The organism is Streptomyces marianii (assembly GCF_005795905.1).
Lineage (GTDB): Bacteria > Actinomycetota > Actinomycetes > Streptomycetales > Streptomycetaceae > Streptomyces > Streptomyces marianii.
The window spans coordinates 2,128,439-2,140,000 of the sequence record NZ_VAWE01000001.1 but is presented as its reverse complement, the minus strand read 5'-3'; the positions used below and the strand labels follow the sequence as shown (position 1 = coordinate 2,140,000).

Genomic DNA, 11,562 nt, shown 5'->3' with positions numbered 1-11,562 from the left:
GGAGTGATCTAGCCATGGGCAGGTTGAAGCGGAGGTAAGACTTCGTGGAGGACCGAACCCACCAGGGTTGAAAACCTGGGGGATGACCTGTGGTTAGGGGTGAAAGGCCAATCAAACTCCGTGATAGCTGGTTCTCCCCGAAATGCATTTAGGTGCAGCGTCGTGTGTTTCTTGCCGGAGGTAGAGCACTGGATAGGCGATGGGCCCTACCGGGTTACTGACCTTAGCCAAACTCCGAATGCCGGTAAGTGAGAGCGCGGCAGTGAGACTGTGGGGGATAAGCTCCATGGTCGAGAGGGAAACAGCCCAGAGCATCGACTAAGGCCCCTAAGCGTACGCTAAGTGGGAAAGGATGTGGAGTCGCAGAGACAACCAGGAGGTTGGCTTAGAAGCAGCCACCCTTGAAAGAGTGCGTAATAGCTCACTGGTCAAGTGATTCCGCGCCGACAATGTAGCGGGGCTCAAGCGTACCGCCGAAGTCGTGTCATTGCGATATGTACCCCCAACGGGGATCGTGATGGGTAGGGGAGCGTCGTGTGCCGGGTGAAGCAGCCGTGGAAGCGAGTTGTGGACGGTTCACGAGTGAGAATGCAGGCATGAGTAGCGATACACACGTGGGAAACGTGTGCGCCGATTGACTAAGGGTTCCTGGGTCAAGCTGATCTGCCCAGGGTAAGTCGGGACCTAAGGCGAGGCCGACAGGCGTAGTCGATGGACAACCGGTTGATATTCCGGTACCCGCTTTGAAACGCCCAGTATCGAGCCCATTAATGCTAAGGCCGTGAAGCCGTCGGCTGAGTCTTCGGACGAGGTCGGAGTGGTGGAGCCGCTGATCCAAGGTGGTAGTAGGTAAGCGATGGGGTGACGCAGGAAGGTAGTCCAGCCCGGGCGGTGGTTGTCCCGGGGTAAGGGTGTAGGACGTCACGTAGGCAAATCCGCGTGACACGTAGTCTGAGACCTGATGCCGAGCCGATTGTGGTGAAGTGGATGATCCTATGCTGTCGAGAAAAGCCTCTAGCGAGTTTCATGGCGGCCCGTACCCTAAACCGACTCAGGTGGTCAGGTAGAGAATACCGAGGCGTTCGGGTGAACTATGGTTAAGGAACTCGGCAAAATGCCCCCGTAACTTCGGGAGAAGGGGGGCCACGCCTGGTGATGGGATGTACTCCTTGAGCTGGGGGTGGCCGCAGAGACCAGCGAGAAGCGACTGTTTACTAAAAACACAGGTCCGTGCGAAGCCGTAAGGCGATGTATACGGACTGACGCCTGCCCGGTGCTGGAACGTTAAGGGGACCGGTTAGCTCCATTTCGGTGGGGCGAAGCTGAGAACTTAAGCGCCAGTAAACGGCGGTGGTAACTATAACCATCCTAAGGTAGCGAAATTCCTTGTCGGGTAAGTTCCGACCTGCACGAATGGCGTAACGACTTCTCGACTGTCTCAACCATAGGCCCGGTGAAATTGCACTACGAGTAAAGATGCTCGTTTCGCGCAGCAGGACGGAAAGACCCCGGGACCTTTACTACAGTTTGATATTGGTGTTCGGTTCGGCTTGTGTAGGATAGGTGGGAGACTGTGAAGCTTGGACGCCAGTTCAGGTGGAGTCGTCGTTGAAATACCACTCTGGTCGTGCTGGATGTCTAACCTGGGTCCGTGATCCGGATCAGGGACAGTGTCTGATGGGTAGTTTAACTGGGGCGGTTGCCTCCCAAAGGGTAACGGAGGCGCCCAAAGGTTCCCTCAGCCTGGTTGGCAATCAGGTGTTGAGTGTAAGTGCACAAGGGAGCTTGACTGTGAGACCGACGGGTCGAGCAGGGACGAAAGTCGGGACTAGTGATCCGGCGGTGGCTTGTGGAAGCGCCGTCGCTCAACGGATAAAAGGTACCCCGGGGATAACAGGCTGATCTTCCCCAAGAGTCCATATCGACGGGATGGTTTGGCACCTCGATGTCGGCTCGTCGCATCCTGGGGCTGGAGTCGGTCCCAAGGGTTGGGCTGTTCGCCCATTAAAGCGGTACGCGAGCTGGGTTTAGAACGTCGTGAGACAGTTCGGTCCCTATCCGCTGTGCGCGTAGGAGTCTTGAGAAGGGCTGTCCCTAGTACGAGAGGACCGGGACGGACGAACCTCTGGTGTGCCAGTTGTCCTGCCAAGGGCATGGCTGGTTGGCTACGTTCGGGAGGGATAACCGCTGAAAGCATCTAAGCGGGAAGCCTGCTTCGAGATGAGGACTCCCACCCACTTGATGGGGTAAGGCTCCCAGTAGACGACTGGGTTGATAGGCCGGATATGGAAGCCAGGTGACTGGTGGAGTTGACCGGTACTAATAGGCCGAGGGCTTGTCCTCAGTTGCTCGCGTCCACTGTGTTAGTTCTGAAGTAACGAACATGCCGAGACCACTGTGTGGTCGGCCGGGTTCGATATCTTCATAGTGTTTCGGTGGTCATAGCGTTAGGGAAACGCCCGGTTACATTCCGAACCCGGAAGCTAAGCCTTTCAGCGCCGATGGTACTGCAGGGGGGACCCTGTGGGAGAGTAGGACACCGCCGAACAAGTTTTGGGCCTCAACTCCCGAGTGTGAACTCGGGGGTTGGGGCTTTTTTGCGTTCCCCCCCACTCCCATACCGTCTCCCTGTACATCCGGCGTCGGTCCTCCGGCCGGCGACGAGGATGCTCTGCAATTGCTGACACATCCTCAGAGGCCCGCCTCCGGTCGATTAGGAGCACACGTCAGTTCGGGGTATGCTTCGTTGCGTTGCCGAGCGGGAGACCGCAGAAGAGCAACAGGCCCCTATAGCTCAGTCGGTAGAGCGTCTCCATGGTAAGGAGAAGGTCAACGGTTCGATTCCGTTTGGGGGCTCCGGACGGAAGAAGGCCCCCGCCTCACGGCGGGGGCCTTCTTCGTATGTGCGCTTCCGTCAGCTCGCGTGGGGCTCCGGGACGCGCATCGCAAGGATCGCCATGTCGTCCGAGGCGGGTTCGGCAGCGAAGCGCTCGACAGCGCGGAGAACGCGTGCCGCGACCGCGCCGGCCGTCAGGCCCGTACACGTCGTCAGAACGTCGGTGAGACCGTCGTCGCCGAGCATGCGCGTGCCCTCACGGCGTTCCGTGACACCGTCCGTAACGCAGAGGAGGACGTCCCCCGGGTCGAGGGTGACGGTCTGCTCGTACAGTTCCAGGTCGTCCATCACGCCCAGCAGCGGCTGTGGTTCGGCCGCGGGCTCCACGGAGCCGTCCTGGCGCAGCCGCAGCGGCAGCGGGTGTCCGGCGCAGACGACCTTCAGGAGTGCCGAACCGTCCTCCTGGGGCCAGAGCTCGCCGTAGAGCAGTGTGAGGAAGCGGCTGCGGGCGCCCTCGTCCAGGATCGCCGCGTTGAGCCGCTCCAGCACCGCCGGACCGCCGAAGCCCTCCCGGGCGAGCAGGCGCAGGGCGTGCCGGGCCAGACCGGTGACCGCGGCGGCCTCCGGGCCCGTTCCGCAGACGTCGCCGATGGCGAAGCCGTACGCCCCGTCGCGGATCGGGAAGAGATCGTAGAAGTCTCCGCCGACCTCGTTGCCCTCGCCGGCTGCGCGGTAGATGACCTCCACCTCCACACCCGGCACTTGGGGCAGGCCCGGCGGCAGCAGACTGCGCTGCAGGGACTGGCTGATGGCCGTGCGCTCCGAGTAGAGCCTGGCGTTGTCCAGGGCGAGGGCGGCCCGGCGGGACAGGTCCTCGGCGAGTTCGAGGATCTCCTGGCGGAAGTGGTCGTCGGACGGCTTGCCGAGCGTCAGCATGCCGATGACGCGGTTCCGGGCGACGAGGGGGAGGACCACGGTCTCGCCGCCGACCGCGGAGGCCGTGGCCAGGGTCGTGCCGATGCCGGACGACACATGGGCGGCGCCGAGGCCGAGTTCACGCATGGAGGTGCGCAGCGCGGCCTGGTGCGCGGCCTCGGCCGGGGCGGTCCACACCCGCGCGCCGGGCGTGGGGACCGGGTCCGGTGGGTCGATCTTGGCAAGCAGGGCCTTGAGGCCGTCGATGCGCTCCTCGTCCTCGTGCAGTACGTACGAGAGGTACGGCTCGGAGGACTGGTCGGAGATCGTGTACACGGCGCACCAGGTGGCGAGCGTCGGCACCGTCATCTGGGCCATCAGCGCCAGGGTCTGGTCGCGGTCGAGGGTGCCGGCCAGCAGGTCCGAGGCCTCGACGAGGAAGCTGAGGGACCCCCGGCGCAACCTCTCCAGCTCACCCAGGCGCGCTGACTCGACGGCGAGCGCGATGCGGTCGGCGGCGAACTGCAGGCGCAGCGCCTCCTCGTTGGAGTAGCGGCCCGAGGCCTCGGCGGCGACGCCCAGGGAGCCGGTGAGCCGGCCTTCGACCTTGAGCGGGACGGTGACCACGGAGCGCATACCGGTGCCGCTGAGGAGGGGGATGGCCCCGGGGACCGCGGTGAGGTCCTCGTGGACGGCGGGCATACGGGCCGAGCCGTAGCGTCCCGTGCCGGCTTCGACCGGGACCCGGGCGAAGCGCTGGCGGGCCGAGGGGAGTCCGGTGGTGGCCCGTACCTCGAGCTCCGTCTCGTCGTCGGTGGCCAGCAGCAGGAACGCGGCGTCGCCGTCGAGCATGTCGCGGGCGCGTTCGACCGTGCGCTGGAGGAGGCCGTCGAGGTCGTCGGGCGCCGGAGAGCCGATGAAGACCTCGAAGGGGTCTGCGTTGCGGTTGTCGCGGCGAGCGCCGTCCGCGGCGGGTGCGCGCGTCGGGGTCTGGAGCACGGCCCGCTCGTAGTCGCGCACCAGGAGGCAGACCGTTGACGCCTCGCCCTGGGTGTCGCGTACGCGGAGGTGGGAGGCGTACACGGGGACGACGCGGCCGTCCGTGCCGCGGATGCCGTAGCTGCCCTCCCAGCGGGAGAGCTGGAGCGCCTCTGCGAGACCGGTGCCGGTTCCCGGAGTGTGCGGCCAGGCGGCGAAGTCGCCGAGGGGCTTGCCGAGCACCTGGTCGGCCGCGTACCCGAAGAGGTGCTCGGCGTCGTCGTTCCAGGAGCCGATGGTGCCGTTGCGGTCGATCTGGAGCACCGCGACGCGGACGCGCTCGTCGGCTACGGGAAGCAGATCGGGCGGGAGGACCGGACCGGCCGAGCGCGTGCCCACCGCGCGCTGCGGCAGGTCGAGTTGGAACCAGACATGCTTGTGGGTCGGTGTGTACTCGACGCCCCAGCGCGAGGCGAGCGCGGCGCAGAGCAGCAGTCCGCGCCCGTTCTCCCGGTCCGGGTGGACGACGGCTCTGGTGCCGCCCTGCATCGGGATCTCGCGTTCCGGATAGCGGTCGGCGACCTCGACCCGTACGCCCTCCCCGGTGCGCAGGCAGAGCACCTCTGCGGCGGTGCCGGCGTGGATCACCGCGTTGGTGACGAGCTCACTGGTGAGGACGACGGCGTCGTCGACGACGTCGGAATGCCCCCAGCCCTGGAGGGTGTCGCGGACGAACGCGCGCGCAGTGGCCACCGACCGGCCCACCGGTTCGAAGCTGGCAGCCGCCCGTGCGGTGATCTCGGAACTCCTCGTACGCGTCTCGACGCCAGGCTCGGCCATGGTCGATGTCCGCCCCTCCCGGTGCCCGGTCTGGTAGTCCTTGCGCCATGCCGCCCCCCGCCGGGCGACCGGGGCGGTTGGACAGCCGGATGCCAGGTTACTTACCTTCGCTGTCCGAGCGGATGCCGGTCACCGCCGTTTCCGCCTTCTAGGGGTGGGGACGCTATGCGAAGCTGCCGAACTGTTATGGCCTGGTTCGGCCGCGGTGAAACACTGGGCAAGCTTCCTGAGACAGCCTGAGCAACATGGTCAACCCCCGCGGGAGGGACACGGTGGAGTCTGGTGCAACGGCGCGTGGCGCCGGCACGCGCGCACAAGGCGGACAGTCCCGGAGGAATCAGTCGCGCGGGGGGACGACCGCGGTGGACACCGCGGCTCTGAACCGGCTCCTGGCGGCCCTGTCGGCCATGCGGGACGGAAACTTCCGCAAGCGGCTGACGGTCTCGGGCGACGGCGTCATGGCCGAGGTCGCGGCCGTCTTCAACGAGGTCGCGGACCGCAATCTGCATCTCACCGGAGAGCTCGCGCGGGTCCGGCGTGTCGTCGGCCGTGAGGGAAAACTCACGGAACGGCTGGATCCCGGCGCCTGCGAGGGCTCCTGGGCTGCCGCGATCGAGGCGTCCAACGAGTTGGTGGACGACCTTGCGCGCCCGGTGTCCGAGGTGGGCCGGGTGCTGTCGGCGGTCGCGGAGGGCGATCTGGAGCAGCGCATGGAGCTCCGGTCGCACGCGGAGGACGGCTCGGACGGGGCGGTGCGACCGCTGCGCGGAGAGTTCCTCAAGGTCGCGCGCACGGTGAACAACCTTGTGGACCAGTTGTCCGCGTTCACCGATGAAGTGACGCGGGTCGCACTCGAGGTCGGTACCGAGGGCAAACTCGGCGGACAGGCCCAGGTGCGAGGTATGTCCGGTTCATGGAAAGATCTCACGGATTCCGTCAACACGATGGCGTACCGGCTGACGGCTCAGGTGCGTGATATCGCTCTCGTGACGACGGCGGTCGCCAAGGGTGACCTCTCGCGCAAGGTGACCGTGCATGTCGCGGGTGAGATGCTCCAGCTGAAGAACACCGTCAACACGATGGTGGACCAGCTGTCCTCGTTCTCCTCCGAGGTGACCCGGGTCGCCCGTGAGGTGGGTACGGAGGGCGAGCTCGGCGGCCAGGCGGTCGTGCCGGGCGTCGCCGGGGTGTGGAAGGACCTGACCGACTCCGTCAACACGATGGCGGGCAATCTCACCTCGCAGGTGCGGGGCATCGCCGAGGTCACGACGGCGGTCGCGAACGGAGACCTGTCGCAGAAGGTCACGGTGAGCGCGCGCGGCGAGGTCGCCCAGCTCGCAGAGACCATCAACCAGATGACCGAGACGCTTCGGACGTTCGCGGACGAAGTTACCCGGGTGGCGAGCGAGGTCGGTGCCGAGGGTCTGCTCGGCGGCCAGGCGCAGGTGCCGGGTGCGGCCGGTACGTGGAAGGACCTGACCGATTCGGTCAACACGGTCTTCCGCAACCTCACCACCCAGGTGCGGGACATCGCGCAGGTGACGACGGCGGTCGCGAACGGCGACCTGTCGCAGAAGGTCACCGTCGACGTGGCCGGCGAGATGCTGGAGCTGAAGAACACCGTCAACACCATGGTGGACCAGCTCCAGTCGTTCGGTTCCGAGGTGACTCGTGTGGCCCGGGAGGTCGGAGTCGAGGGTCGGCTGGGTGGTCAGGCCGAGGTGCCGGGTGCAGCGGGCACGTGGAAGGACCTGACCGATTCGGTGAACACGGCGTTCCGCAACCTCACCGGCCAGGTGCGGGACATCGCGCAGGTGACGACGGCGGTCGCGAACGGCGACCTGTCGCAGAAGGTCACCGTCGACGTGGCCGGCGAGATGCTGGAGCTGAAGAACACCGTCAACACCATGGTGGCGCAGCTGTCCTCGTTCGCCGACCAGGTGACGCGCATGGCCCGGGACGTGGGTACGGAGGGCCGGCTCGGGGGTCAGGCGCGGGTCGACGGAGTCTCGGGTACCTGGAAGGAGCTCACCGACTCCGTCAACTTCATGGCCGGCAATCTGACCTCGCAGGTGCGCCAGATCGCCCAGGTGACGACGGCGGTGGCGCGCGGTGACCTGTCGCAGAAGATCGACGTGGACGCGCGCGGCGAGATCCTGGAGCTGAAGAACACCATCAACACGATGGTGGACCAGCTGTCGGCGTTCGCCGAGCAGGTGACGAGGGTCGCCCGCGAGGTGGGCACGGACGGGCGGCTCGGCGGTCAGGCGCAGGTTCCCGGAGTGGCCGGGGTCTGGCGTGACCTGACCGACTCCGTGAACGGCATGGCCGGGAACCTCACGGCCCAGGTCCGCAACATCGCCCAGGTCGCCACGGCGGTGGCGCGCGGCGATCTGTCGCAGAAGATCGACGTGGACGCGCGCGGCGAGATCCTGGAGCTGAAGAACACCCTCAACACGATGGTGGACCAGCTCTCGAACTTCGCGGAGCAGGTGACCCGAGTGGCCCGAGAGGTGGGCACCGAGGGCATCCTGGGCGGCCAGGCCGAGGTGCAGGGAGTCTCCGGCACCTGGAAGGACCTCACCCAGTCCGTCAACTTCATGGCGAACAATCTCACCAGTCAGGTGCGGAACATCGCCGAGGTGACGACGGCGGTCGCCAAGGGCGATCTGTCGAAGAAGATCACGGTCGACGCCAAGGGCGAGATCCTGGAGCTGGTCACGACCGTCAACACGATGGTGGACCAGCTCTCCAACTTCGCCGACGAGGTCACGCGGGTGGCCCGTGAGGTCGGTACGGAGGGCATCCTGGGCGGCCAGGCCCGGGTGCGCGGTGTCACCGGCATCTGGAAGGACCTCAGCGACAACGTCAACCTGATGGCCAACAACCTGACCAGTCAGGTGCGGAACATCTCCCGGGTGTCCTCCGCGGTCGCCAACGGCGACCTGACCAAGAAGGTGACGGTCGAGGCGCGCGGCGAGGTCGCCGAACTCGCCGACACCGTGAACACGATGGTGACGACCCTGTCGTCGTTCGCGGCGGAGGTCACGCGGGTGGCCCGTGAGGTGGGTACGGAGGGCATCCTGGGCGGCCAGGCCCGGGTGCCGGGCGTCGCGGGCACGTGGAAGGACCTCACCGAGTCCGTGAACTCGATGGCGTCCAACCTGACCGGTCAGGTGCGCCAGATCGCGACGGTGACCACGGCCATCGCCAAGGGTGACCTCACCAAGAAGATCGACATCGACGCCCGCGGTGAGATCCAGGACCTCAAGGACACCATCAACACGATGGTCGACCAGCTGTCGTCCTTCGCCCAGGAGGTCACGCGGGTGGCCCGTGAGGTGGGTACGGACGGCATGCTCGGCGGCCAGGCGCGGGTCCGGGACGTCGACGGCACCTGGCGGGACCTGACGGAGTCCGTGAACGAGATGGCCGGGAACCTGACCCGGCAGGTGCGTGCGATCGCGGCCGTCGCCACCGCGGTGACCCGGGGCGACCTCAACCTCAAGATCGACGTGGACGCGGCCGGCGAGATCCAGGTCCTGCAGGACAACATCAACACAATGATCGCCAACCTGCGCGACACCACCCTCGCCAACGAGGAACAGGACTGGCTGAAGGGCAACCTGGCCCGAATCTCCGGTCTGATGCAGGGCCGGCGGGACCTGGACGACGTCGCCTCGCTGATCATGAGCGAGCTGACGCCGGTGGTCTCGGCGCAGCACGGCGCGTTCTTCCTGGCTATGCCGACGGGCGGCGGGGACGAGCTGGCCCCGGGTGGCGATAGCGCGTACGAGTTGGTGATGCGCGCCAGTTACGGCTACTCGGCCGGGTTGATGCCCACGTCGTTCCGGCCGGGGGAGACCCTGATCGGCACGGCGGCCGAGGAGAAGCGGACGATCCAGGTCAACGTGCCGCCGGGGTATCTGAAGATCTCGTCGGGGCTGGGCGAGGCCTCGCCGGCGTATGTGATCGTGCTGCCGGTGCTGTTCGAGGGGAAGGTGCTCGGTGTGATCGAGCTGGCGTCGTTCCAGCCGTTCACCCAGATCCAGCGCGACTTCCTGAACCAGATCGCCGAGATGATCGCCACCAGCGTCAACACCATCAGCGTCAACACCAAGACCGAGGTGTTGCTCAAGCAGTCGCAGGAGCTGACCGAGCAGCTGCGGGAGCGTTCGGAGGAGCTGGAGAACCGGCAGAAGGCACTGCAGTCCTCCAACGCCGAACTGGAGGAGAAGGCCGAGCTGCTGGCCCAGCAGAACCGCGACATCGAGGTGAAGAACACCGAGATCGAGGAGGCCCGGCAGGTGCTGGAGGAGCGCGCGGAACAGCTCGCGGTCTCCATGCGCTACAAGTCCGAGTTCCTGGCGAACATGTCGCACGAGCTGCGGACCCCGCTCAACTCCCTGCTGATCCTCGCCAAGCTGCTGGCGGACAACGCGGACACCAACCTCACGCCGAAGCAGGTGGAGTTCGCCGAGACGATCCACGGGGCCGGATCGGACCTGCTGCAGCTCATCAACGACATCCTCGATCTGTCGAAGGTCGAGGCGGGCAAGATGGACGTCAGTCCGACCCGGATCGCCCTGGTCCAGCTCGTCGACTACGTGGAGGCGACGTTCCGGCCGCTCACGGCGGAGAAGGGGCTCGACTTCTCGGTCCGGGTGTCGCCTGAGCTGCCCGCGACGCTCCACACGGACGAGCAGCGGCTGCTGCAGGTCCTGCGCAATCTGCTGTCGAACGCGGTGAAGTTCACCGACACCGGCGCGGTGGAGCTGGTGATCAGGCCGGCGAACGCCGATGTGCCGCAGTCGATCCGCGAGCAGTTGCTGGAGGCGGGTTCGCTGCGCGACGCCGACGGGGACCTGATCGCCTTCTCGGTCACCGACACCGGCATCGGCATCGCGGCCAGCAAGATGAGGGTGATCTTCGAGGCGTTCAAGCAGGCCGACGGCACGACCAGCCGCAAGTACGGCGGTACGGGCCTGGGGCTGTCGATCAGCCGGGAGATCGCGCGGCTGCTCGGCGGCGAGATCCACGCGGCGAGCGAGCCGGGCCGCGGCTCGACGTTCACGCTGTACCTGCCGCTGCACCCCAGCGAACTGCCGCCGCAGGGCTACCCGCAGCTCGTGCCCGGCTCCGAGATGCCGGCACCCGCGATGGACGACGCGACCGCGCCCGGGCTGCCGCAGGGGGCGCAGGAACCGTCGGCGGCCGGGGAGGCGAACAACGCCCCCGGTACGCTCTTCCGGCGCCGCCGGAAGGCGCTGGGGGCCACGGACCTGCGGCACGCCCTGCCCGGGCAGCCCACGGCCGCTTCGGGCCCCGCGCAGGAGTCCTGGACGGGGCAGTCCCCGCAGGAGCCGGGGCCGGAGCCGCGCCGCACCTACGCGTTCCACAGCGAGAAGGTGCTGATCGTCGACGATGACATCCGCAACGTCTTCGCGCTCACCAGCGTGCTGGAGCAGCACGGCCTGTCCGTGCTGTACGCGGAGAACGGGCGGGAGGGGATCGAAGTCCTCGAGCAGCACGACGATGTGACGGTCGTACTGATGGACATCATGATGCCCGAGATGGACGGCTACGCCACGACGACGGCGATCCGCAGGATGCCGCAGTTCGCCGGGCTGCCGATCATCGCGCTCACGGCGAAGGCGATGAAGGGCGACCGGGAGAAGGCGATCGAGTCGGGCGCTTCCGACTACGTCACGAAGCCGGTCGACCCCGATCACCTTCTCTCCGTGATGGAGCAGTGGATGCGCGGAAAGTGACGATGGTTGCCTGCGTGCACATCACAGTCTGATTGCGGACCGTGCGGATTTTTATGAATTGCTGACTGACTGTGTCCGTAGGCGTGTGAGGGGGCGGGATCCGGGGAACCTTCCCGACTCCCACCGCGTTTCTGCTACGTGCACAGTGACATCGCGGTGACAGGGTGTGGCGACGGGCGGGGTGCGGCTACCATGACCGGCACAAGGACGGGCGGCGCAAGG

At 66.4% G+C, this 11,562-nt stretch carries 2 protein-coding genes, 1 tRNA gene and 2 rRNA genes (1 of these 5 running past the window's edge); 4 read left to right on the top strand and 1 reads right to left on the bottom strand.

Annotation, left to right across the window (positions count from 1 at the left end):
* The 3 genes from FEF34_RS09460 to FEF34_RS09450 form a co-directional block, all read left to right on the top strand.
* Window positions 1-2,343: ribosomal RNA gene (locus FEF34_RS09460) — 23S ribosomal RNA — on the top strand; it begins 775 nt to the left of the window's first position.
* Between the two features lie 88 nt (window positions 2,344-2,431).
* Window positions 2,432-2,548 (top strand): 5S ribosomal RNA (gene rrf / locus FEF34_RS09455).
* Window positions 2,549-2,783: 235 nt separating this feature from the next.
* Window positions 2,784-2,856 (top strand) — tRNA-Thr (locus tag FEF34_RS09450).
* Between the two features lie 58 nt (window positions 2,857-2,914).
* On the opposite strand, the gene FEF34_RS09445 is transcribed toward FEF34_RS09450, so the two are convergent.
* A complete protein-coding gene (locus FEF34_RS09445) occupies window positions 2,915-5,569 on the bottom strand; it encodes a SpoIIE family protein phosphatase (protein WP_138052758.1) in 2,655 nt (884 codons plus the stop codon).
* Between the two features lie 272 nt (window positions 5,570-5,841).
* Here FEF34_RS09445 and FEF34_RS09440 point away from each other — a divergent pair, with 272 nt between their 5' ends.
* Window positions 5,842-11,340 carry a HAMP domain-containing protein gene (locus FEF34_RS09440; protein ID WP_171052887.1) on the top strand — a complete coding sequence of 1,833 codons (5,499 nt, stop codon included), beginning with the start codon at window positions 5,842-5,844 and terminating at the stop codon, window positions 11,338-11,340.
* Window positions 11,341-11,562 lie beyond the last annotated feature (222 nt).

Coding starts and splice junctions, on each gene's coding strand:
- FEF34_RS09445 (WP_138052758.1), bottom strand. CDS start 5,569: ATGGCCGAGCCTGGCGTCGAGACGCGTACGAGGAGTTCCGAGATCACC.